This is a genomic window from Streptomyces sp. NPDC059787 (genome assembly GCF_042732315.1).
GTDB classification, from domain to species: domain Bacteria; phylum Actinomycetota; class Actinomycetes; order Streptomycetales; family Streptomycetaceae; genus Streptomyces; species Streptomyces atrovirens.
This window is the reverse complement of record NZ_JBHWHX010000032.1, coordinates 21,527-44,057: the sequence shown is the minus strand read 5'-3', so window position 1 is coordinate 44,057 and position 22,531 is coordinate 21,527. Positions and strand designations below refer to the sequence as shown.

The following is a 22,531-nucleotide window of genomic DNA, read 5'->3' as shown; positions in this document are numbered from 1 at the left end:
CGTCGCACGCAGTAAGGGGAAATGCGGGCTCCGTGAGGGATGGGGCACGTGAGGGCCTCTCCGGGGCCCGCGAACATTCCTTGAGGAGGCGTGGATGAGCCTGGTGGAACTGATCGCACAGGCCGACGAGCGCGGGCTGGCCGTGAGCGGATTGGCTTGTTTGGATCGGTGCGTGCCGCTGCTGGGCGGCGGCGACGAGGTGCTGCGGCCGCTGTGGGCGAGCCTTGCGGAGGCCGCGCCGGCCGGTGACTGGGCACAGCGGCTGGAGCAGGCCCGCGGCACGCTGGACGCGGCGGCCGGCGGCGCGGACGAGGCAGTGACGCTCGCGCACCGGATGCTCGCCGGCGCCCCCGCCGAGCGGTCCGCCGCCGGGCTGCGGGAGTGGGCCGACGACTGCTCCGTCGCCGCGCTGCGGATCCACCGGCTGCTGGACGGCGCCGACGACGACTCCGGCCTCGCCGACGCCCGCCGTGACGGCCGCCCCGACGGCCTGTCACCGCTGCTCGCCGCCGAACTGCGCCGCCAGCTCACGGTCCTGGAACTCCTCGCCGCCCACGGTCCGGGGGGCCTGCGCGGAGCCCTGGAGGTCTCGACTGAGGGGCGCCGGGTACTGCGTGCCGTGGTGTCCCGCCGCAGCCGCAGGGACGGCTGAACCCCCGCCCGCACATCAGGGTGACGAAACGCTTCTCCCGGGCGCTTACCAGGATGTGACGACTGCGACGACTGTGACCACACAGCAGGAGACCAGGCCCTCGGCCGCGACCAAGCCGGTCCGCTGGGCGGCGGACGCGGTGGCGGCGATGCGCGAAGGCGCACGGCTGCGCCTCGACTACTCGGCGCGCAGTCTGTGGAGCGTCGACCGGATGATCGAGGACATACGTCAGGAGGCGGCCCCGTTCGCCGCCGTGGAACTGGTGCTGCGCGGATTCGGCGCCTACGCGGGCGAGGTGATCGCCCGCCAGACCGGCGGCGAGTGGTGGTCCTCCGGCGGCGACCACTGGGTCCGCACCCCCGACGGCCACCTCTGGGACCCCATCGACGAGGCCCGCCGCTGCTACACGGGCGACGGCTCCCTCCGCCTGCTGTGCCGCGACGCGTCGGGCGGTACGGCACGTACCTGACGGCCGTGCCGCCCGGTACGACGACGGCCGGGGCCCCGCATGGCGCGCGGGACCCCGGCCGTCGTCGTACCCGTGTCACGGTGCCAGCGTCTGCCCGATCCGCACGTCCGCCGCCAGGCCGAGGGTGCCCTTGCCGAAGACGTACGAGTCGCCGTAGCCGAGGCCGGAGCTGTTGCTCGGCACGTACAGCAGCGCGCCGTCCGACGTGTCCTCACCCTCGGCGCCGACCGTCAGGTCCGCGCGGCCGTAGCCGGACAGGTCCGCCAGGGACACCGCGGAACCGAACCGGTCACCGGACTCCGTGGCGCCGGGGACCTCGGAGGTGTCCTGGGAGAAGCCGATCGCGCCGGTGCCGGTGAGGCCGGAGGAGCCGCCGCGGAACAGGATCGCCTGGCCGGTGTCCTTGCGGTTGGCGCCGCTGCGGGTGAAGTCCTCGCCGGGTGCGCCGGCCAGGACGTCCGCGTAGCCGTCGCGGTTGAAGTCGCCGGCCGAGACGGAGGTGCCCAGCGCGTCACCGGACTCGTTGCCGCCGGGGACGCCGGAGGTGTCCTGGTGGAGGGTCCTCATGCCGGTGGTGGTGAACCCGGACGACGTGCCGAGGACCATGGTGATCCGTCCGCCCGGCGTCGTACCGCCGGACTCGGCGGCCACCGGCTGGCCGATGACGATGTCGTCGTGGCCGTCGCCGTTGAAGTCGCCCACGGCGATGGAGCGCCCGCCCTTGACGGAGATGACGCCCGCCTTGGTCAGGCCGGACGCGGAGCCCGCGAAGCGGACGACACGGCTGACGCCGCCGGTGTCGCGGTAGTTGAGGGCGATGTCCGCGTAGCCGTCCCGGTTGAAGTCGCCGCTCGCGGCGTCCAGGTAGGAGACGGCGCCCGTGGCGCCGGTGAGCGTGCCGTACGTGGTGGCGCCGTCGGTGTGCCGGGCGTTCCAGTTGCCGCCCCGGCCGGTGCCGGCCGCGAACACGTCCGCCTTTCCGTCACCGTCGAAGTCGCCGACGGCGACCGTGGTGCCGAGCTTCGCTCCGGTCTGCGTGACGCCCGAGGTGTAGTACGAGAAACCGGTGTCCAGGTCCGGGCCGTACATCACCGCGACGCCGCCGCGGTCGGTGTGGCCGCTGGTGTCGTCCTCCCCGGGGACGCCGATCGCGAGGTCGGCGTACCCGTCGCCGTTGACGTCGCCCCAGGCGGTGGAGGTGCCGAAGCCGTCACCGGACTCGTTGGAGCCGGGGACGCCGGCGCTGTTCTGGGTGATCGTCTTCTTGGCGGCGGTGACCGGGCCGTTCAGCCCGCCGGGGATCACGGTCACGCTGCCGCCGCCCGAGGCCTTCGGGGTGCCGGCGACCAGGTCGGCGAGGCCGTCCCGGTTGTGGTCCGAGGTGGCCAGGGCGTGCGAGATGCCCGGGGTCTTGGCGAGCGCGGCGATGAGGGACAGCTTCGGGTACAGGTTCGCGCCGGGGCAGGCCGTGTTGTTGGTGTCCCGGTGGCCGAAGACCCGCGGCAGGGTGACCGACTCACCCTTGTCGATCTTGTTGCCGGTGACTCCGGCCTCCGTGCCGGAGGTCAGCGTGACCTTGCCGGTCGGGTCGATGCCGTACATGCCGAACTTCCAGGCGACGACCCGCGCGATCGAGTCCAGCGCGGCCCGGCTCGGGCGGGCGCTCTCGAAGTTGCCCATGTACGAGATGCCGAGCGTGTCGGTGTTGAAGCCGACGTCGTGCGCGCCGACCACCGGCAGGTCCATGCCGCCGCTGCGGCCCTCGAAGATCTGCCCGCAGCGGTCGACGACGAAGTTGTAGCCGATGTCGTAGTAGCCGCGGGCGAAGTGCTCCTGCTGGATGGAGCGCATCCGGGCCCGCGAGTCGGCGCAGGAGACGCTGTTGTCGCTGTCGACGCCGGTGTGGTGGATGACGGCGGCCTTGATCTCGGTGCCGTAGCTCGGCGTGCCGTCGTAGTCCGTGGACGCGCCCCACTCGGCCTGCGTGATGACCGGCGGCTTCACGACCGTCGACGGGCGGGGCTGGGGGACGGTGGGCGTCGGCTCGGGGGACGCGGTGTCCGTGGCCGCCGTCTCCGACGGGGTGCCGGTCGGCTCCGCGGACGTCGTGTCCGTGGGGGTGACCGTCTCCGTGGCGGCCGGCTCCGACGGCGTCCCGGTGGTCTGCGTCGGCGTCGGCTCCGTGGTCACCGGCGCCGTGGTCTCCGCCGTGAACGCGGCCGGCTCCATGCTCGCGACCGTCGGCGCGCCCTCGGGGTCCGTGCCCGGGTCGAGGAGCTTGACGTCCATACCGGCCGGCTGGCCGCCCACCTGGGTGCCGTCGCCGTTCACCACGCGCACCTCGACGCCGTCGGCGTCGTCGGTCCACAGCGACGCCGTGCCGCCGCGGGTCGCCGCCCGCTCGCCCTCCGCGCCGTCGGCCTGGCTCGGCTCGTCCTCCAGCTCCTGCCAGCCGGACCACTTGCCGGTCTCCAGGTCCCGGGTGCGCACCTCGGGCGTGCCCTTGGCGTCCGCCTCCGGGTTGTCCCAGGTCACCAGCACCGCGCTGAAGCGCTCCGTGCCCTGCCGGTCGAGACCCCGGCGGCCCGCTCCCCGGTTCTCCAGCTCCAGCGTGTGGATGCTCGGCTCGCGGGCCTCCTCACGCGGGTCGGCCGGCGCGGACGACGGATCGGCCACCGCGTACGTGACGACACCCGCGCCACTGAGCACGACGGCTCCGACGGTCAGCCAGGCCCGCCGTTTCAGGCTGAGCGGCTTGTACGCATGGGTCCTGCGTGGACTCAACTACCCCACCCCTAGAGAAAGCACATGGACACCACCTGTCCCACAGGTGGCACTCATCCAGCGCCGAACGCGGGCCAAACGTCACACGTGGCGTCACCGGACGCGTATACCCCCCAGAGGCCTCGCGGACGTACGGGAAGCCGAAAGGTTGTATGCGCCCTGTGAGTTCACTGTGTGGCGATCGCCACGTCCATGACACGTGATGATCACGGCCCGACGGCCGCTTGGTTCTCAGGGGAATTCGAACGAGTGCCCCGGTGAAGCGAGTTGAGGGGCGGTGTCGTATGGAGGCGGCGGACGAGTGGATACCGGGTGCGGGACGGATGCGGCCGTACGCGGCGGCCTTCGTCGCCCGCGCGACCGCCCGCGGCCGGCTTCCGCTGGACTACTCCGTGGCCAGCCTGCGCCTGGTCGACGCCCTGGTCGACGGGCTCCGCAAGGGCGGGGCGGACCGCGAGCGGGCGCACGACACGCTGTTCGGCCTCGGCGCCTACGTCGGAGAGGTGCTCGTGCGCCGCGCGGGCGGGGTGTGGGTGGACCTCGACGAGCGGCAGCGCGCGTACTTCGGGCAGCCGGTCGGGGTCCGGATGCCCGACGGCCGGATCTGGAATCCGGTCGGCAAGGTGCACAACCGGTTCGAGGCGGGCGGCCCGCAGGAATCGCTGGGGACCTTCTACCTGGTGCTGCACGGGCGGGCCCGGAGGACCGCCGCCTGACCGTCGGCACAGGAAAAATCGTCAGTCACGAGGCCGGCCACCGCGGCGGACACGGCCACGGGACCTGCCCGGGCCCGGACGCCCGGCCCCGCGACGATGCGGCAGATCAAGGGGCTGAAGGGCTGTGTCGCCAACGCCCGGCCGTACGGCCGGGAGGGCACCTGTCCGGGCGGCCCCGCCGTTCCTCGACGGCGGGACCGGGGGCGGACCGGCGCGCTCGCGTGTGCCGCACGAGGCGTGTGACGAGCTGTGACACTTTCGTGGCGCCGGACGCTGATGACCGTGGGGGTGTGGGCGCTGCCGGACGTGCTCACGCCAAGCGATAGTGGTGCGCTACGCGCTCGGTACGGACGAGGACGGTTCTTGGGCCACGGAGGGGAACCCCGCCGCGCACAGGCGTACGACGGGGAACTGGGCGCGGCCGTCGCGCGGGCCCAGAAGGGCGACGAGGCCGCCTTCGCCGTGGCCTACCGGCTCGTACAGCCCGGTCTGCTCGCCTATGTGCGCGGGCTCGTCGGGGACGACGCCGAGGACGTGATGTCGGACGCCTGGCTGGAGATAGCCCGCGACCTGGGGAGGTTCAAGGGCGACGGGGCCGGGTTCCGGGGCTGGACCGCGACCATAGCCCGGCACCGGGCGCTGGACCACCTGCGCCGGCAGCGGGTACGGCCCCGGCCCGCCACGCTGGAACAGGACGTCCTGGACCTGCCCGGACCGCACAGCACCTACGACCAGGCCATGGAGGCCATGTCCACCGAGTACGCCCTCGAACTGGTCGGCGGGCTGCCGCGCGACCAGGCCGAGGCCGTGCTGCTGCGGGTGGTCGTCGGCCTCGACGGCCCCGCCGCCGCCCGCGTCCTCGGCAAGCGGCCGGGCGCGGTACGGACGGCCGCGTACCGGGGGCTGAAACGGCTGGCGAAGCAGCTCGGCGTCGAGAGTGTGACGGATGAGGCCTCGCGGACGCTGGGTGAGTCGACATGAACGTCGGCCGGGACGGCGGACACGGCGGGCGGCGCGACGGCGTCCGGCCCGGGCCGGCCGCACCCGGCGGCCCACGACGGCCCCCGAGGGCCACCGGCTGAACAGGCCGGACATGCGGAACGTATCCGTCGGTCCGGGCGGTACCGCTTGTGCGGCCGGTCCGCACGGGCGTGGCGGGCCGGGCACGGTTATCAAGCGGAACGAGCAGGAACGGGAACGGGCATGGGTGAACGGCAGAACGACGGCGGGCCGGCCGGCCGTCGGCGTGTGCACCCTGAGAGGGGCGCGCCGCCCGGGTCCGGCGGTCCGGATTCCGTCACGGGCGGGCGCCGGGTCGTCGACGCCGCCGACCTGGAGGCGCTGCTCGCCGCCGCGCTGATCCGCCGCGGCGTGGACGCCGGGGCCGAGCAGCGGGCCGTCGCCGCGTTCCTGGCCGCCCGGGAGTCGGGGGCGCACGGTACGCGCACCCGGCGCCGGGACGACTGGCGGACCCGCCGGACCCGGTTCGGCCGCCACTCGCTGAAGGCCACGCTCTCCGTGCTGGTCGCCGGTCTCACCCTGAGCGGGGTCGCGGTCGCCGGCATCGGCGCGGCGGGCTCGTCCACGGACGGCCCGGCGGAGGACGGCAAGGGCACCCACGCCCCGTCGCCCGGCACCACCGGCCCGTCCACCGGCGGCGCGGCCGACCCGGGCGCCGACCCGGGCGCCGGCCGTGACCGGACGGTCCCGGACCCGGACCGTCCGGGGACCGCCCGGGACACCGAGGCCCACTGCCGCGCCTACGAGCAGGTGCGGGGGAGTGGCAAGGCGCTGGACTCGGCGGCCTGGAAACGGCTGACACAGGCGGCCGGCGGCGCGGCGAACGTCGACGCCTACTGCGCCGGGCAGTTGTCGGGGACCGGGGCCGGGACGCCGTCCGTCAACACCGGGGCGCCGGAGAAGAATGACAACAATTCGGCCGACCGGTCCGGAAACAGCTCCTCGGGCAACGCGAGCGACAACGCCACGCGCGGCGCGGACAACGGCTCGGGCAACGGCTCCGGAACTGCGGGCAACGGCTCGGGCGGCAGTGCGGGCACCAGCACGGGGAAGCCCGGGAACTCGGACGCCAAGCGCCCGTGACGCACCCCAGGTGACCCCTGGGACCAGGGAAAACACAGAATCCGCGCACCTCGGCGCGCTCGCGCCGCTGCCGCCGGGGCAACGGCCGGAGCCGCCACCCCCCACAGGAGAGGCCCCGGCCGTCGCGCGGCACGGGCCGCGCGGCGACCCGTACTTCCTACAGCGCCATGAGTGCGTTTTCTGTCACACCCCCGTGTCACGGGTTAGTTGCATCTTGGACGGACATGGACGGGCAGAGGATTCAGGCCGTAACGTGCCTTTCGCGCCAGGCCGCGCCGGACACATGACCACGAACCGCCGCGGCCGGAAATCGCAACCATCAATTGAGTAACCACGACGGCGAGAACCCGGTCCGCGAAAGCGGCGCCGGTTTAGGCGCAAAGAGGGTGCGCGTGTGCTGGGGGACGACGCGGAGCTGACCGCCGCGGTGCGTGCGGCACAGGACGGGGACGAGACCGCGTTCCGGACTGTGTACCGCGTCGTGCACCCGCGGCTGCTGGGATACGTACGGACATTGGTCGGCGAGTCCGACGCCGAGGACGTGACGTCCGAGGCGTGGCTGCAGATCGCCCGTGACCTGGAGCGCTTCACCGGCGACGCGGACCGGTTCCGCGGCTGGGCCGCCCGTATCGCCCGCAACCGCGCGCTGGACCACATACGTATGCGCGGACGCCGCCCCGCGATCGGCGGCGACGAGACCGAGCTCACCGGGCGGGCCGCCGAGTCCGACACCGCCGGCGAGGCCATCGAGGCACTGGCCACCGACGGCGCGTTCTCCCTCATATCCCGGCTGCCGCAGGACCAGGCCGAGGCCGTCGTGCTGCGCGTGGTCGTGGGTCTCGACGCCAAGTCCGCCGCCGAGACACTGGGCAAACGACCGGGGGCCGTACGGACGGCCGCGCACCGGGGTCTGAGACGTCTGGCCGAGCTGCTCGGCGGCGATCCGGAGGCCCGACCGGAGTCCGCAGGGGTGCTCGACGCCCTTCCTCCCCAGAGAGAGCCCCGCCGTCGTACGGTGACGTCCGCGAGTGTGACGCAGATGCGAACGCGGACACAGAAGGACATGTGATGGCCGATGAGCAGCACAGGTGGCTGGACCGCGGGACCGCGGAGCGCTTACTGAGCGGAGAGCCCCTGGAAACTGCCGATCCCGCCGCCCGTGACCAGGCCGGACGGCTCGTCGCAACCCTGCGCGCGCTCTCCGCGCCACCCCCGTCGGACGACGGGGAGCTTCCCGGAGAGGCGGCCGCCCTGGCCGCCTTCCGCAAGGTGCGCGAGGAACGGGAGGGGCGGTCCGAGGCGGCCCGCGGTGAGGTCCGGCCGGCCGGAACGCGGCCCTGCGACATCGGAGCGATCCGTATCGGCGTCCCGCGCGGTGATCGTTCCGGAACCGCGGACGGATCCCGGCGGGGGCGTCCCCTGAGCCTGGGGCTGGCCGCCGCGCTGGTCGCCGGCATGGCCGGCGGGGTCGCGGTCCTGGCCGGAACCGGAGTCCTCTCCCCGCCCGACGGCTCCCGGTCCGACCCGGCCGCCTCCGTCACGGCCACCGGCACGCATCCCGGACGCCCCCTGGCGTCCCCTCCGCCGGAGGGTGCCGCACCGGGCGGAGTCACGCCCGAGGGCCGGCGTCCCGGGAACGCCGCCGGTACGGCCGAGGACGGTGTGGGTGCCGCCGGGGACGCCGACGGGTCCCGTGCGCCGGGGAAGCCCGGTGCGGACACCGGTGACGGCGCGGTCCGTTCCGGACGCGGCGGGAAGCAGATCGCCGCGGCCTGTCGCGCGTGGCGCGACGGCGAGGCGCTGAACGGCGAGCACGAGCACCTCCTCGAGGACGCGGCGGGCGGCTCCTCCCGCGTCGGCACGTACTGCGAGGACGTGCTGTCCGCGTCGGACGCCTCCGGTGCGTCCGGTACGAGCGGTGCCGACGGGGGAGTCCACAGCGGGAACGGGAACGGGAACGGGAACGGAAACGGCCACGGGAAGGCCAACGGTCAGAGCAATGGCCAGGGCCAGGGACAAGGTCAGGGCAACGGTGCCGGCAACGGCAACGGCGGCAACACCGCCAAGAAGGGCGACAACGGCAACAGCGGCAACAACGGCAACGGTGGAAACAACGGCAACGGTGGAAACAGCGGCAAGAAGAACCCGTGACACCGCCCCTGACCTGCCTTTTTGTTGACCGCTGAACTTTCCTCCCCGGCAGGTGTGACACTTTCGGCCCTCGTGACGCAGTAATGAGTGAGCCGACTGGTCATCGGCTGTCGCACGGAGCCGGGGTTCCCCCCGTACCCACGGCTCGTGCACCCCGGCGCGGGCGGGACACGTTCCCCCGGTCCCGCCCGCGCCCTTTCACCAGTGCACGACGACCTTGTCGCCGTTCCGCACCTGCCCGTACAGCTGTGCGATCGCCGCCTCGTCCCGTACGTTGACGCAGCCGTGCGAGGCGCCGGCGTATCCCCGCGCGGCGAAGTCGGCCGAGAAGTGCACGGCCTGGCCGCCGCTGAAGAACATGGCGTACGGCATGGGCGAGTCGTAGAGCGTGGACACATGGTGCCGGGACTTCCAGTAGACGTGGAAGACACCCTCACGGGTCGGCGTGTACTCGGAACCGAAGCGCACCGGCATCGTCGACACCGTCCGCCCGTCGATCATCCAGCGCAGGGTGCGGCTGGTCTTGCTGATGCACAGCACCCGGCCGGTCCGGCAGCGCGCGTCGGGCGCGTCGGCCGGCTGGCCGCCCATCAGATACAGCTCCCACCTGCCCGGCTCGTGCGTCATGCCGAGCAGCCGCTGCCAGGTGACGGAGTCGGTCACCCCGGTCCCCGGCAGTCCGCGCTTGCCCTGGAAGCCCCGGACCGCCTCCGCCGTCAGGTCGTCGTACGTCCCCGTCGGCCCGTGGAAGATCCAGGCGACCTGCCGCAGCCGGGCCTGGAGTTCGCGTATGTCGCGCCCGGAGTCACCGGGGGACCACAGCACGCGCGGTGCCGGGGAGGACTTCTCGCCGTCGCCGTCGCCGTCGCCGTCCGGAGTCCGTGACGGTGACGACGGCGTGGACGGCGTCCGGCCCGGCGCCTCTGTCCGCACCGGCGACCTGTGCTCCCCGTCCGCCCCGGCGGGCCGCACCGTGCAGCCGGCCGCACCGCCCGCCAGCGCGGCCAGGGCCGTCAGCGCCGCGACGGCCGCGATTCCCTTCCTCCCCATGCCCGTAGTACTACGCACACCGGCCCCCCGTCGTCTCACCGGCCGCGCCCGGCCGTCATCCGAGATGTTCCCCGGACATGACCGCCGGCGAACAAGGGGGCATGGTGGTGAGTGACCGGAAGACGACCGCCGAGGTGGTGCTGTGAGCGGGGTCCCACCGAGGCTGTGAGGAAGGTCCCAGCGTGCGCCCCTCCACCGGGCCGTACGCGCACCGCTACAGTCCGTCGAAGGGTCGGCCTGTGCTGACGAGCAACTGACGGGTACCGGGCGAGCGAATCGAGCAACGCTGCTCAGCGGGAGGCATCACACCATGGCGCGCGAGTCGGGCAGTGCCCGGTCCACCGAGAGTGGTCTGCCCATCGAACCGGTCTACGGGCCGGAGGCTCTCGAGGGCTGGGACCCGGCCGGGAAGCTGGGCGAGCCGGGTACGTACCCCTTCACCCGGGGCGTGTACCCGACGATGTACACGGGCCGGCCCTGGACGATGCGCCAGTACGCCGGTTTCGGCACGGCGACGGAGTCCAACGCCCGCTACAAGCAGCTCATCGCCAACGGCACGATGGGCCTGTCGGTCGCCTTCGACCTGCCCACCCAGATGGGCCACGACTCCGACGCCCCGATCGCGCACGGCGAGGTCGGCAAGGTGGGCGTCGCCATCGACTCGGTGGACGACATGCGGGTGCTGTTCGGCGGCATCCCGCTGGACAAGGTCTCCACGTCGATGACGATCAACGCCCCCGCCGCCCTTCTCCTGCTCCTCTACCAACTGGTCGCCGAGGAGCAGGGCGTGGCGGCCGACAGGCTCACCGGCACGATCCAGAACGACGTGCTGAAGGAGTACATCGCGCGGGGCACGTACATCTTCCCGCCGAAGCCCTCGCTCCGTCTGATCGCCGACATCTTCAAGTACTGCAGGGCCGAGATCCCGAAGTGGAACACGATCTCGATCTCCGGCTACCACATGGCCGAGGCGGGCGCCTCTCCCGCGCAGGAGATCGCGTTCACCCTCGCGGACGGCATCGAGTACGTCCGCACGGCGGTCGCGGCCGGCATGGACGTGGACGACTTCGCCCCGCGCCTGTCCTTCTTCTTCGTGGCCCGTACGACGATCCTGGAGGAGGTCGCCAAGTTCCGCGCGGCCCGCAGGATCTGGGCGCGGGTGATGAAGGAGGAGTTCGGCGCGAAGAACCCCAAGTCCCTGATGCTGCGCTTCCACACGCAGACGGCGGGCGTGCAGCTCACGGCCCAGCAGCCCGAGGTGAACCTGGTCCGCGTCGCCGTCCAGGGCCTGGGCGCGGTGCTCGGCGGCACGCAGTCGCTGCACACCAACTCCTTCGACGAGGCGATCGCGCTCCCGACGGACAAGAGCGCCCGCCTCGCCCTCCGTACGCAGCAGGTCCTCGCCTACGAGACGGACGTGACGGCGACCGTCGACCCGTTCGCCGGTTCCTACGTCGTCGAGAAGATGACCGACGACGTCGAGGCGGCGGCGCTGGAGCTGATGCAGAAGGTCGAGGACCTCGGCGGCGCGGTCAACGCCATCGAGCACGGCTTCCAGAAGAACGAGATCGAGCGCAGCGCCTACCGCATCGCCCAGGAGACCGACTCCGGCGAGCGCGTCGTGGTCGGCGTCAACCGCTTCCAGCTCGACGCGGAGGAGCCGTACGAGCCGCTCCGCGTCGATCCGGCCATCGAGGCCCAGCAGGCCGAACGCCTGGCGAAACTCCGCGCGGAGCGCGACCAGCAGGCGGTCGACTCGGCGCTGGCGGCCCTGAAGAAGGCGGCGGAGGGCGAGGACAACGTCCTGTACCCGATGAAGGACGCGCTGAAGGCACGGGCGACGGTGGGCGAGGTGTGCAACGCGCTGCGGGAGGTCTGGGGGACCTACGTGCCGAGCGACGCGTTCTGAACGCCCGTTCTCGCCGGCTGAGACCCCTCGGAGGAGTGTCGTACCCCCGTGCGACACTCCTCCCATGTTCGGCGTCATCGATCTCCCCACCTACCTGGCAGGACTGGTCCTCATCGTCCTGCTGCCCGGCCCCAACTCCCTCTACGTCCTCTCCGTCGCCGCCCGGCGCGGTGTGCGCTCCGGGTACACGGCCGCCGCCGGCGTCTGGTGCGGGGACACCGTGCTGATGACGCTCTCGGCCGCCGGGGTCGCCTCGCTGCTCCAGGCCAACGCCGTGCTGTTCGGGATCGTGAAGTACGCGGGCGCCGGATATCTGACCTGGCTGGCCGTCGGGATGCTGCGGGCCGCGTGGGGGATGTGGCGGACGCGGCGGGACGAGGACGTGACCGAGGCCCCCGTCGCCGCCGTGCCCGGCGAGCGTCCGTTCCGCCGGGCCCTGGTCGTCAGTCTCCTCAACCCCAAGGCGATCCTGTTCTTCATCGCCTTCTTCGTGCAGTTCGTCGACCCCGGCTACGCCTACCCGGCGCTCTCCTTCGTCGTCCTCGGCGCCTTCGCCCAGATCGCCAGCGTGCTCTACCTCAGCGCGCTGATATTCGGCGGCACGAAGCTCGCCGCGGCCTTCCGCCGTCGCCGTCGCCTGTCGGCGGGGGCGACCTCGGCGGCCGGTGCCCTGTTCCTGGGCTTCGCGGCGAAGCTGTCGCTGGCGAGCGTGTAGGGGTCAGCGCCCGCCGAACCGGGCCAGGTACTCCGGGAGCCCGGCCGGTGTGTCCCCGGCCCAGCCCACATAGCCGTCCGGACGGACGAGGAACAGTCCCGCCCCGTAGGTCCCGTGCGCCGGGCCGTGCACCAGTCGTACGGCGGCGGGCGGCTCGGGGGCGTCCGTGCCCAGCGCCAGCAGCGTCCAGTGCGGCCCCCGGAACGCGTCGAAGAGGCGTACGCCGCTCACCTCGGCGTCCGGGGCCCGGTCGCCCGCGCGCACCGGGCCGGGTGCCGTCCGGGTCTCCGCGGTGAGCGTCGACGCGGGGTAGCCGAGGTCCAGTTGCCGGGTGGCCCCGCCCCGCCGCGTCTCACCCCGGTGGATGCTGGTGGACAGACCCAGCATCTGCGCGGCGATCGGGCGCCGCTCCTCCTCGTACGTGTCCAGCAGCGCCGCCTCCGCCCCGTCGCCCAGGACCGCGCCCAGCTTCCAGCCCAGGTTGTAGGCGTCCTGGACGCTGGTGTTGAGGCCCTGGCCGCCGGCCGGGGAGTGCACGTGCGCCGCGTCGCCCGCGAGGAAGACCCGGTCCACCCGGAACCGGTCGGCGAGTGCGGCCCGCGGGCGGAAGTCCGAGGCCCAGCGGACCTCCGTGACGTCCTCGGCGGCGAGATGCGAGCGGGCGGCGACGACCTGTCGTACGCCCTCCAGGGAGAGGTCCACCTCCGTGCCCTCCGCGAACCGGGCGACCAGCTGGAAGTCCTCCGTCCCGGCCAGCGGGCAGATCGCCAGGAGGTCCTCGGGTCCCTCGCCCTGGGGGAAGAAGTGCCAGTTGTCCCGGTCCAGGCCGGTGATCCGCACGTCCGCCACCAGTGTGGGGAACGGATCCACCTCCTCCCCGGTCATGCCGACGCCCATCGCCCGGCGCACCACGGAACGGCCCCCGTCCGCCGCGACGAGATACCGGGCGCGCACCGGCCCGCCGGAGGCGAAGTGCGCGATCACGCCCTCCGGGTCCTGGACCACGCCGGTGACCTCCCGGCCGAAGGCGACCTTGCCGCCGAGCTCCTCCAGGCGCTCCAGCAGGATCCGCTGGGTGAGCCACTGCGGGACCATCCAGGGCTCGTTGTACGGCGCGTCCTCGCTCGGCTCGGCCGGTTCGAACATGTGGTGTTCGCCGAGCCGTTCGCCGTTCCGCCAGATCATGCCGACCGGGTAGCCGCCGCCCACCGCGTGGATCGCGTCCAGCACGCCCAGGTCGTCGAAGACCTCCATGGTGCGCGGCTGGAACCCCTTGCCGCGCGAGCCGGGGAACAGCTCGTCCGCCCGCTCCACGACCAGCGCGGGGATCCCGCGCCGGGCCAGGTCGATGCCGAGGGTGAGGCCGGTCGGTCCGGCGCCCACGATCAGCACATGGGTGTCGCTCATGATCAAGTCTCCTTAACGCTGTTAAGTGGCCTGCCCTGTGAGCGTGTCCCTAACGGTGTTAAGTTGTCAAGCGTGAGTTCGGAACGACGCGCCCCCCTGGACCGCCGACGGGTCGCCGACACGGCGCTGAAACTGCTGAACGAGGTCGGCCTGGACGGCCTGACGCTGCGAGTGATCGCCAGAGAGCTGGACGTCAAGGCGCCCGCCCTCTACTGGCACTTCAAGGACAAACAGGCGCTGCTCGACGAGATGGCGACGGAGATGATGCGACAGATGACCGCCGACCTGACCGCTCTGGCGGCCGGCGACTGGCGGCAGGCGCTCCGCCTGATGATGGGCGGTCTGCGCGAGCACCTGCTCCGCTACCGCGACGGGGCCAAGGTCTACGCGGGCACCCGCTTCACCGACATGTCGTACGCCGAGCCGATGGAGGCCGGCCTGCGGGTGCTCACCGACGCGGGGTTCACCCCGGCCGCCGCCGCCCGCGCCTGGTTCACGGCGTACAGCTACACCATCGGATACGTCATCGAGGAGCAGGCGATGGGACCCGACCCCGCCACCGGGTCCGACGGCTACGACCTGGACGCCCGCGGGGAGCGCCTGGCCGCCCAGCCGCTCGCCGCACAGGCCGGGTACGAGATGTTCCAGGACCACCGGGCCGGTTTCGAGGCGGGGCTCGGCGCGGTCGTCGAAGGCATCGCACTCACCCTCCGGGGGCGCTGACGCCGCCCGGACCCGTCACCACCGGGGTCCGCCGCGCGCCCCGCGCGGTACCGGAGCACCCCGGTGACGGCCCGCCGTGCGCCTGCGTCCGAAGGCCGTGAGCTCCCGGGCGGGCGTCTCCGCCGACGCGGTGCGGGCGTCCGCCACGCCGACGCATGCCGGCGGCTTCCGTGCCGGCGGCTCCGGCCCGACGGGTCCGTTTCCTCGGCCCCTGGACCGGATCCCGCACGTCGGCGCGGACGGCGGCGCGGCCCGGCACGGGGCGGAGGAGCCGTGGCCGTGCCGGGCCGTCGCTCAGGAGGCCCGCAGGTAGGCCGAGTGGGCGGCCTTGCCCAGGAACGTGAAGCGGGTCCCGCCCTTCAGGTGGGCGTCCAGGGCCTCCTTGACGCCCTGCCAGTTGGGGTCGCCGTAGTCGTCCAGGACGACGACCGCGCCGGGCGCGGCGATCTGCTCGGCCCACTCCAGGTCCTGGGCGACGCCCTTGGCCGAGTGGTCGCCGTCGATGACGATCACGCCGTAGCGCCGGTCCGAGACGGCCGCCCGGGTCTCGGGGTCCTCGGAGAAGCCCCGCTGGATCCGTGCCGCCGTACCCGCCGGGCCGGCGAGGGCGAGGTTGGTGCGTACGGCGTGCTCGTCGACCGGTGACCCGCTGGGGTCCGGGCGCTGGGCGGTGCCGGGCTGGAGCTGTACGCCGGCGAAGGGGTCGACGATGGTCAGGCTCGGGCTGCGGCCGTCGCGTTCCATCATGCGGACCAGCCCGGCGGAGAACAGCCCGTACAGCGTGCCGATCTCCAGGATGTCGTCGTTCGGCGGACCGAGCAGCGGGACCGTCCCGAGCTTGCCGCAAATGTTCATGGTGCCGCCCGCGATCCGGCCCACGCCCAGCGACTCCAGGGAGACGAGCAGCCGGAAGGCGGTGGCGACGTTGCGCACGGCCGCGTCACGGTCACCGGACAGGGCCGTGACCTCGGCGTGCAACTGCTGCAGGGGGCCCTGGGACACGATGCGGGAGATGCCCCGCCCGCGGGGACCGAGGAGCAGCTCGAAGGTGAGCTGGCGGTGCCGGAGCAACTCGACGTCGCGTGCGAGCTGCTCGGTCTTCGAGAGGTCCGGCGCCTGCCGGTCGGCCGTGCGCCGGACCTCGGAGCGGACCCGCCGCTCGATGCGCTGGTCGATGACGTCGGCGACCGGGCGCAGCAGACGCCGGGAGACCGAACTGCGGAGGAGTGAGCGGCTGTTCATGGACCCAAGACCTCAATCCGTCATGGAGTTGATGCAGTACCGGGAACACGGGGGAATGCCGGTCGGAGGCTGACGTCTGCGGGGGAGCGGCCGGCCCGGACCGGTGCTGTCCCGGGCCGGCCGCCCCGGCTCAGTCCCCCTTGCGCAGTCGCGCCGAGTGGTGGGTCACCTGCGCCCGGACCGATTCCTTGCGGGCCAGCTGCCGGATGGCCCGTCCGCGCGGGCCGAGCAGGGCCGCCACGCGGGAGATCTCCGACCACACCCTGCCCCGGTCGCCACCGACGACGGCCGCGGCGGCCAGCAGCCGGCACGCCTCCTTGGCCTGGCCCCGGGCGGCGCGCAGCTCGGCCATGCCGATCAGCACGTCCACCGGCTGCCGGCGGCGCAGGATCTCGGTCCCCACGCGCAGGGCGTCCTCGACGTTGCCCGCGCCGACGTGACGCTTGAAGTCCTCGTTGAGGTGCCGGAGCTGCTGCGGGATCACCGCCCGCGGGTTCTCGGGACCGTCGCCGTCCGCCGTCTCCTCGCTCTCCTCGCTCTCCGCGGACGAGGCGGACAGCGGGTACCGCGCGGGCCCGGGTCCGGGCAGCCCCAGCGCGGTCGTCATCCGCGCGGTGAACGCGGGGATGTCGAACAGCTCCTCGACCTCCCGGTAGTCGTCCTCCGAGACCTGCTCGGCGAGCACCGACCGCAGGGCGTCGAACGCGGCCTGCGGGGTGTACTCGGCGAACGACCGGTAGCCCGGGACCCCGTCGAGCACCTCGCGGGACCCCACCCGCCCGTAGGTGATCACCCGCAGCCGCTGCTGGACCGCCTCGACCACCGACAGCGGCATCGGGTCGTCGACGGAGGAGAGGAAGAAGACGTCCGACGCGGCGAGTTCCTCCCGTACCCGGGTCCGCGACAGCGCCCCCATCCAGGTCACCCGGTCGGAGACCAGGGTCGAGGAGGCGATCCGCGGGGTGCGGTGGCCGATCCACGCGAACCGCCACGGCAGCCCCTTGGCGTGGGCGAGTTCCGCGACCCGCGAGAAGAGGTCCAGGCCCTTGCGGTCCTGCATCGAGCCGACCATCACGATCCGCGGCTGCCCGCCCGGCGTGGGCCGGGCCCGGACCCGGTGGCTGTCCTGCGGGACGGTGTTGTAGACGACGACGGGGGCGGCCACCCCGAGCCCGCGGAACATGTCGGCCTGGGCCGAGGACACGCACAGCACGCGCACCCGGGGCAGGAGCCGGAGCATCTCCTTGTGGCGCAGGGTGTGGTGCTCCGCCTCGTAGGCCATGACGTGCTCGGTCTCGTGGGCGTAGAGGAAGACCTTCCGGCCGGCGGACACCAGTTCGTCGACCAGTTCGTTGCCGAGGGCGGAGCGCCACAGCGGGGCGAGGCTGTTGACGAGCACGACATCGGTGTCCCCGAGCGCGTCGAGGACGTCCTCGGTACGGCAGTAGGCGCTCAGGTCGAGGTAGCGGACGTCCACGGGCGACTGGGCGAGCAGGGCCTGCGTGTAGGTCAGGACGGGGATCGCCACGCCGGTGGTGTAACCGAAGCCGAGGCCGACGACGGCCATCGAGCGGGGGGGTGTCTGCTGGTCCCGTACGGCCTGCAGGGCGCGCTCGGCGCGGGTTCCGGCGGGGGAGAGGGACGTTTCGCCGGGCCCGGGGGCGGTGCGCGGTGCGCGTACCTCCGCCTCCTCGACCACCGTCAGGATCCGCTCGGCCACGTCGTCGTGGAAGGAGAGGAAGTGGGTCAGCGGCTCGCCGGTGTTGTTGCCGGCGAACTTGCCCGTACGGTGCAACTGGCCCGCGACGTCCGCGAGTTCCCCGACGCTGCCGACGTTGCGCAGCAGCGCGTGGTTGACGGCGGGGAAGACGATGTTCAGCGGCGGCGGGCTGAACAGCACCAGCGGGACGCCGGCCCGCAGGGTCTGCAGATAGGTCGTGGAGAAGAAGGTGACGGCCAGGTCGAAGGCTTCCAGTCCGGCCGCGTCCACGAGCGTCGACTCGTCCAGGACGGTGATCCCCGGCAGGGTGCCCAGCCAGTCCAGGTGCCCGGAGAGGGTCGAGGGGTGCGGTTTGACGGATACCTCGCCGAACTCGGCGAGCGCCTCGCAGGCCGTCCGGAGGTACTCGCGGTGCTGGTTGGCCGGCAGTTTGCGCTGGTCGCCCAGGGGCTGGTCGAGGAAGACGATCCGCAGGGGTTCCCGGGAGGGGCGTGCCGTGGGCGGCGCGGGCTGGTGGGCGGCGCGCACCAGGTCCGGGTCGTCGCTGTGCCCGAGCGCGCCGGTGATGTGGACGACCGGGTCCGCGTCCGGTGTGCGGTACAGCAGGTGGTGGGCGGTGGCCGGGCCCCACACGCACACGGCGGCGGGGCCGGAGGAGCCGTAGTACCAGTTCTGGTCGCGCAGGCCGGGGCCGAGCTTCTTGTAGTGGAAGTCGAGGTGGCCGTCCTGGACGAGGACCACCGGCAGCGTCCCGGTGAGGGCGTCGGCGACCCTGCTGCCGCGCTGTGACCGGTCGTTGAAGAGGATCAGCCGGTCGACGGACTCGCTCCGCGCGAACTCGGAGATCCGGGGGCCCGTCTCCTCGAGGAACTGCGCGTGCGTGAGGGCCTCCCCCTCCCGGAACAGATTGCGGACCCGCCGGTCGCCGAGCCGGGAGGCCTCCTCGTCGATCCATCGCCCCACGTCCCCGTCGAGGTCGGCGGTGACCGGCAGGAAGGTGTGCTCCCCGGCGCCCGGGGCGCCCAGGATCCGCGAGGTCAGACCGACACCGTTGCGGTTTTCGACGAAGACAGCGATACGCATAGACAACCAGCCCAGTCCACAGGGTCCGTGACACATGGAGATGTGATTATGTGATGAAAAACCTGAAGGGGATCATTGCACGAGGAGTGACGACCAGTGGGTTAAGGGAAAACAAATGCAAGGTGAAGCCGAGCAATTAACTCCTCGTTCACCTCATGGACGCGAAAGTGTCGCCATCCGGGTTCGGGCGTCTCCTAGGTTCACGGGAACCCCGTTGAGAGAACTCAGGTGCAGCGTGACCAAGAGTCCCCCGAAACTGTCCGTGATCGTCCCCTGTTTCAACATCGAGGCGTACCTCCCGTCCACCGTGACCAGCCTCGTCAACAACGCCCGGGACGATTTCGAGTTCGTGTTCGTCGAGGACCGGTCGACCCGGGACGAGACCTACGAGGCGCTGCTGGAACTGACCGGCCGCCTGCCGAACAGCAGGGTCGTACGGCACGAGCACAACGGCGGACTGGCCACCGCGCGCAACACCGGCATCGACCTCGCGGAGGGCCGCTACCTCACCTTCCTCGACGGTGACGACTGGCTGGCCCCGGGCTACCTGAGCAGCCTGGTGGACGCCATCGAACGCCTCGACGTCGACTTCGTGCGCACCGACCACGTCCAGGTCACCGGCATCGAACGGACCGTCCGACGGGCACCGGAGGGCCGCCGTCACACCCCGCTCGACCCGCGGACCTCCATCCTCCCCGTCGACGCCACGACCATGGTCGACTATCCGTACGCCTGGGCGGGCGTCTACCACCGGCGCCTGCTCGACCGCGGGCTGCTGCGCTTCCACGACGGGCTGCGCACCGCCGAGGACCGCCCCTGGATCTGGGGCCTGCACCGCGAGGCCGACTCCTACGCCGTGGCCAGTCTGCGCGGCGTCTTCTACCGCCGGGGCGTGACGACCTCACTGACCCAGATCGGCGACGCGCGCCAGCTCGACTTCTTCCGCTCCTTCGACCTGGTCCTCGCCGAACTCGCCGGCGACCGGGACGAAAGCCGGCTGCGCGCCAAGGCGCTGCGCGACTACTGCGTCGTCATCGCCCACCAACTGCTTGACCGCGCACGCTTCGAGCGTGACGTGGCCACCAGACTGAAGCGGCTCGGCGCCGAGGCGCTGGGCCGGATGACGGAGACGGAACTGAACGACGCCCTGATCGGCATGGGCGCCGAACGCGTGCACCTGCTGCGCCGGCTGCGCGGGGGCATGAAGGGAGTCGCGGCATGATCCAGATCTTCTTCTCGGCCACGCAGTACGCGGCCGCGACCGTCACCGCCGCGATCCGCGCCGGCCTGTTCGGCCCGCGCGAACACCGCCGCATCCTCGTGGTCAGCAACACCGCCGCCGTCCCCGAGGTCGGCACCCCGCTGGACCGGATGGCCGGCTTCGAGACGCTCCGCCCGGAGTTCGACGAGGTGCGCTCCTGGAACGAGTTCATCGCCCCGCACCACCCGGCCGGCTGGTCGCCCCGCGACCAGGACGTCCAGCTGTGGGAGAAGGCCGTACGCCTCGCCTGGGACCTGGGCGACGAGCCGGTCGAGATCGCCTGCGAGTCCATCCAGGCCAACCCCTCCCGCGCGGTCGCGGAGATCTTCGCGGACAGCCCCGTCCACGTCTACGCGGACGGCCTGATGAGCTACGGCCCCACCCGCAACCGCCTCCCGCACGAACTGAGCAGCCGCATCGCCCGGGTCCTCCACCTCGACCTGGTGCCCGGACTGCGGCCGATGCTGCTGTCCGAGTACGGAGTGGAACCCGAGGCCGTGCCAGGCGAGGCCATGGTCGAGGTGCTGGCCGGGATCGGCGAGGCCGGCGCGGACCTCCTCGCCCGGCGCCTCACCGCGGACGACCGCCCCACCGCCGTACTCATCGGCCAGTACCTCTCCGCCATCGACCTGATCACCCAGGACGAGGAGGAACGGCTGCACGTCCGGATGCTGCGGGCCGCCGCCCGCGCCGGACACGAACACGTGCTGTTCAAACCGCACCCCAGCGCACCCGCCGTGTACAGCACGTCGCTGGAGACGGCCGCCGCCGAACTGGGCGTACGGCTGACCGCGCTGACCGAGCCCGTGCTCGCCGAGACCGTCTTCGCGTACCTGAGGCCGAAGATCGTCATCGGCTGCTTCTCCACGGCGCTGATGACGGCCGCCGCCTTCTACGGCATCCCCGTCGCGCGCGTCGGCACGGAGCTGCTGCTGGAACGGATCACTCCGTACGAGAACAGCAACCGCGTCCCGCTCACCATCATCGACGCGGCCCTGCCCGACGCGGAGCACGCGGAGCTCGGCCGGCCGCTCGAACTGGACGCGCTCGCCGGGGAACTGGCGCCGCTGGTGCGGACCGTCGGGTACTGCATGCAGTCCCGCAAGTACCACGGGTCGCGGGAGGAGGCGGTGGCGTGGCTCGCCGCCCACCTCGCCACGCACCGGAAGTACTTCCAGCGCCGCCGTCTCACCAGCCTGCGCCTGCCGGGCGGCAGCCCGGTCCGCGCGGAGGCGCTGCGCCGCCATCCGGCCGTGCGCCGCGCGGTACGGCGGATGCGGTCGGCCGCACGGCAGAAGTGACGGGGCCCGGGGGCGGGGCGGCCTACGCCGCCCCGCCCTTCCCGAGGCCGTCGGGCCGCACGGCCAGCGCCCGCTTCAGCCGGGGCCCGAACGGCTTCTCCACGTACCGGTGCATCAGCCAGGCGATGCCCAGCAGCCCCAGCACCGAGACGGCGAACGTCAGGTACGGGCCCATCCCGAAGTAGCGGTACAGCACCCGGATGAAGAACCAGCCCAGGTGTTCGTGGATCAGGTAGAAGGGGTACGTCAGCGCCCCGGCCACCGTCAGCCAGCGCCAGTTCGCCCAGCGGGTCCAGCCCAGCGCCACGGCCGCGACGGCGGCGAAGGCGAGGAGCACGATCGCCTGGATGACGTACGGGTCGCGATGGAAGTCGCCCTCCGCGCCGGGATGCCACAGCGCCGTGACCGAGTAGCGCTGGCCGAGCAGGAAACTGAAGCCCACGATGCCCCACAGCAGCAGGCTGCCGCCGAAACGGTGGATCAGGTACAGGGCGAGGCCGCCGATGAAGTACGGCGCGTGGTCCCGCATCACCAGTTCGTCGGTCAGCGGGTGGTCGGCCACCCGCGCGAAGACGCCGGCCAGCGTCCACAGACAGCAGAACACCATGACCCTGCGGTAGGTCACGCCCCGCCAGACCACCAGCAGCGCGAACAGCGCGTAGAAGCGCACCTCGACCCAGAGCGTCCAGCACACGCCCAGCACCCGGGGCACCCCCATCGGCTGCTGCAGCATGGTCAGATTGACCAGGATCTCGTTCGGCCGCAGCGGGTGGACGACGACCGGCAGCAGGCACCCGGCCGCGGTGATCAGGACGATCGCCACCCAGTACGCCGGATACAGGCGGGCCACCCGGGAACGGAAGAAGTCGCCCGGACCGCGGCCCCAGCTGCTCATGCAGATCACGAAGCCGCTGATGAGGAAGAAGAACTGCACTCCGAGGGAGCCGTACGTCGCCACCTGCGACAGCGTCGGGAACTTCCGGCCGGGGGACTGGTCCCAGGACGCGGCGACCTCACCGTTCTTGCCCGCGAAGTGGTACAGGCAGACCATCAGCGCGGCCAGCAGCCGCAGGCCGTCCAGGGCACGGAGACGGTCGCCCCCCGGCCGGCGGGGAGACGTGCCGGGGTCCCCCGGGCGCGTGGACGGTGGCGGCTCCTGCGCCGTGATCGTCGGGACCAGAACCCGGTCGGCCGCTTTCATCGTGAGGCCCTTCTCGGCAGGGTGGGGTGGTGCTCCGGTCGTCG

General features: G+C 72.5%; 18 protein-coding genes. 12 read left to right on the top strand and 6 right to left on the bottom strand.

What is annotated here, in order from left to right:
- The first annotated feature begins 94 nt into the window (after positions 1-94).
- A complete protein-coding gene (locus tag ACFV5H_RS26485) occupies positions 95-652 on the top strand; it encodes a hypothetical protein (protein ID WP_385197549.1) in 558 nt (185 codons plus the stop codon).
- A gap of 73 nt (positions 653-725) precedes the next feature.
- Positions 726-1,121, top strand: coding sequence for a hypothetical protein (locus ACFV5H_RS26480; RefSeq protein ID WP_385056597.1), 396 nt, complete (start codon positions 726-728; stop codon positions 1,119-1,121).
- Positions 1,122-1,196: 75 nt separating this feature from the next.
- Here the strand turns inward: ACFV5H_RS26480 and ACFV5H_RS26475 are convergent, their stop codons facing one another.
- Positions 1,197-3,830: an FG-GAP-like repeat-containing protein gene (locus ACFV5H_RS26475; protein ID WP_385197582.1), complete on the bottom strand. Its 2,634-nt coding sequence runs from the start codon at positions 3,828-3,830 to the stop codon at positions 1,197-1,199.
- 359 nt (positions 3,831-4,189) lie between these two features.
- Between ACFV5H_RS26475 and ACFV5H_RS26470 the strand changes: the two genes are divergently transcribed.
- The 5 genes from ACFV5H_RS26470 to ACFV5H_RS26450 all read left to right on the top strand — a co-directional run bounded on the left by ACFV5H_RS26470 (position 4,190) and on the right by ACFV5H_RS26450 (position 8,875).
- Positions 4,190-4,621 carry a hypothetical protein gene (locus ACFV5H_RS26470; protein ID WP_385058536.1) on the top strand — a complete coding sequence of 144 codons (432 nt, stop codon included), beginning with the start codon at positions 4,190-4,192 and terminating at the stop codon, positions 4,619-4,621.
- A 363-nt stretch (positions 4,622-4,984) separates the two neighbouring features.
- Positions 4,985-5,602: an RNA polymerase sigma factor gene (locus ACFV5H_RS26465; RefSeq protein ID WP_385197548.1), complete on the top strand. Its 618-nt coding sequence runs from the start codon at positions 4,985-4,987 to the stop codon at positions 5,600-5,602.
- Between the two features lie 222 nt (positions 5,603-5,824).
- Positions 5,825-6,724, top strand: coding sequence for a hypothetical protein (locus ACFV5H_RS26460; protein ID WP_385197546.1), 900 nt, complete (start codon positions 5,825-5,827; stop codon positions 6,722-6,724).
- A 394-nt stretch (positions 6,725-7,118) separates the two neighbouring features.
- Positions 7,119-7,793, top strand: a complete 675-nt coding sequence (locus tag ACFV5H_RS26455) for an RNA polymerase sigma factor (protein ID WP_385058532.1) — start codon at positions 7,119-7,121, stop codon at positions 7,791-7,793.
- Positions 7,793-8,875, top strand: a complete 1,083-nt coding sequence (locus tag ACFV5H_RS26450) for a hypothetical protein (RefSeq protein ID WP_385197545.1) — start codon at positions 7,793-7,795, stop codon at positions 8,873-8,875. The genes ACFV5H_RS26455 and ACFV5H_RS26450 overlap by 1 nt, the downstream gene beginning before the upstream one ends.
- Before the next feature lie 198 nt (positions 8,876-9,073).
- Here the strand turns inward: ACFV5H_RS26450 and ACFV5H_RS26445 are convergent, their stop codons facing one another.
- Entirely contained in the window at positions 9,074-9,925 is an 852-nt protein-coding gene (locus ACFV5H_RS26445) for a L,D-transpeptidase family protein (protein ID WP_385197543.1), read from the bottom strand.
- A 310-nt stretch (positions 9,926-10,235) separates the two neighbouring features.
- Here ACFV5H_RS26445 and ACFV5H_RS26440 point away from each other — a divergent pair, with 310 nt between their 5' ends.
- On the top strand, positions 10,236-11,834 hold the full coding sequence (locus ACFV5H_RS26440; protein WP_385058527.1) for a methylmalonyl-CoA mutase: 1,599 nt from the start codon (positions 10,236-10,238) through the stop codon (positions 11,832-11,834).
- 64 nt (positions 11,835-11,898) lie between these two features.
- Entirely contained in the window at positions 11,899-12,549 is a 651-nt protein-coding gene (leuE, locus tag ACFV5H_RS26435; RefSeq protein ID WP_385058525.1) for a leucine efflux protein LeuE, read from the top strand.
- A gap of 3 nt (positions 12,550-12,552) precedes the next feature.
- On the opposite strand, the gene ACFV5H_RS26430 is transcribed toward leuE, so the two are convergent.
- Positions 12,553-13,956 carry an FAD-dependent oxidoreductase gene (locus ACFV5H_RS26430; RefSeq protein WP_385197541.1) on the bottom strand — a complete coding sequence of 468 codons (1,404 nt, stop codon included), beginning with the start codon at positions 13,954-13,956 and terminating at the stop codon, positions 12,553-12,555.
- Between the two features lie 72 nt (positions 13,957-14,028).
- Here ACFV5H_RS26430 and ACFV5H_RS26425 point away from each other — a divergent pair, with 72 nt between their 5' ends.
- Positions 14,029-14,679, top strand: coding sequence for a TetR/AcrR family transcriptional regulator C-terminal domain-containing protein (locus ACFV5H_RS26425; protein ID WP_385058521.1), 651 nt, complete (start codon positions 14,029-14,031; stop codon positions 14,677-14,679).
- Positions 14,680-14,973: 294 nt separating this feature from the next.
- Here the strand turns inward: ACFV5H_RS26425 and ACFV5H_RS26420 are convergent, their stop codons facing one another.
- Together ACFV5H_RS26420 and ACFV5H_RS26415 are read right to left on the bottom strand one after the other, a co-directional pair.
- Complete coding sequence (locus tag ACFV5H_RS26420; RefSeq protein WP_385057283.1) at positions 14,974-15,921, bottom strand: class I SAM-dependent methyltransferase; 948 nt, start codon at positions 15,919-15,921, stop codon at positions 14,974-14,976.
- A gap of 130 nt (positions 15,922-16,051) precedes the next feature.
- The gene (locus ACFV5H_RS26415; RefSeq protein ID WP_385197540.1) at positions 16,052-18,724 is read right to left on the bottom strand and encodes a glycosyltransferase family 4 protein; all 2,673 of its coding nucleotides are present in this window, start codon (positions 18,722-18,724) and stop codon (positions 16,052-16,054) included.
- Positions 18,725-18,959: 235 nt separating this feature from the next.
- Between ACFV5H_RS26415 and ACFV5H_RS26410 the strand changes: the two genes are divergently transcribed.
- Positions 18,960-19,946, top strand: a complete 987-nt coding sequence (locus ACFV5H_RS26410) for a glycosyltransferase family 2 protein (RefSeq protein ID WP_385057287.1) — start codon at positions 18,960-18,962, stop codon at positions 19,944-19,946.
- Positions 19,943-21,286, top strand: coding sequence for a polysialyltransferase family glycosyltransferase (locus ACFV5H_RS26405; RefSeq protein ID WP_385197538.1), 1,344 nt, complete (start codon positions 19,943-19,945; stop codon positions 21,284-21,286). The genes ACFV5H_RS26410 and ACFV5H_RS26405 overlap by 4 nt, the downstream gene beginning before the upstream one ends.
- A 22-nt stretch (positions 21,287-21,308) precedes the next feature.
- Here the strand turns inward: ACFV5H_RS26405 and ACFV5H_RS26400 are convergent, their stop codons facing one another.
- On the bottom strand, positions 21,309-22,487 hold the full coding sequence (locus ACFV5H_RS26400; RefSeq protein WP_385197536.1) for an acyltransferase family protein: 1,179 nt from the start codon (positions 22,485-22,487) through the stop codon (positions 21,309-21,311).
- Positions 22,488-22,531: the final 44 nt, after the last annotated feature.

Excerpts from the sequence above, each read along its gene's own strand:
- ACFV5H_RS26485 (WP_385197549.1), top strand. The coding sequence starts at position 95 with ATGAGCCTGGTGGAACTGATCGCACAGGCCGACGAGCGCGGGCTGGCC.
- ACFV5H_RS26470 (WP_385058536.1), top strand. The coding sequence starts at position 4,190 with ATGGAGGCGGCGGACGAGTGGATACCGGGTGCGGGACGGATGCGGCCG.
- ACFV5H_RS26460 (WP_385197546.1), top strand. The coding sequence starts at position 5,825 with ATGGGTGAACGGCAGAACGACGGCGGGCCGGCCGGCCGTCGGCGTGTG.
- ACFV5H_RS26450 (WP_385197545.1), top strand. The coding sequence starts at position 7,793 with ATGGCCGATGAGCAGCACAGGTGGCTGGACCGCGGGACCGCGGAGCGC.
- ACFV5H_RS26445 (WP_385197543.1), bottom strand. The coding sequence starts at position 9,925 with ATGGGGAGGAAGGGAATCGCGGCCGTCGCGGCGCTGACGGCCCTGGCC.
- ACFV5H_RS26440 (WP_385058527.1), top strand. The coding sequence starts at position 10,236 with ATGGCGCGCGAGTCGGGCAGTGCCCGGTCCACCGAGAGTGGTCTGCCC.
- leuE (WP_385058525.1), top strand. The coding sequence starts at position 11,899 with ATGTTCGGCGTCATCGATCTCCCCACCTACCTGGCAGGACTGGTCCTC.
- ACFV5H_RS26430 (WP_385197541.1), bottom strand. The coding sequence starts at position 13,956 with ATGAGCGACACCCATGTGCTGATCGTGGGCGCCGGACCGACCGGCCTC.
- ACFV5H_RS26420 (WP_385057283.1), bottom strand. The coding sequence starts at position 15,921 with ATGAACAGCCGCTCACTCCTCCGCAGTTCGGTCTCCCGGCGTCTGCTG.
- ACFV5H_RS26415 (WP_385197540.1), bottom strand. The coding sequence starts at position 18,724 with ATGCGTATCGCTGTCTTCGTCGAAAACCGCAACGGTGTCGGTCTGACC.
- ACFV5H_RS26405 (WP_385197538.1), top strand. The coding sequence starts at position 19,943 with ATGATCCAGATCTTCTTCTCGGCCACGCAGTACGCGGCCGCGACCGTC.
- ACFV5H_RS26400 (WP_385197536.1), bottom strand. The coding sequence starts at position 22,487 with ATGAAAGCGGCCGACCGGGTTCTGGTCCCGACGATCACGGCGCAGGAG.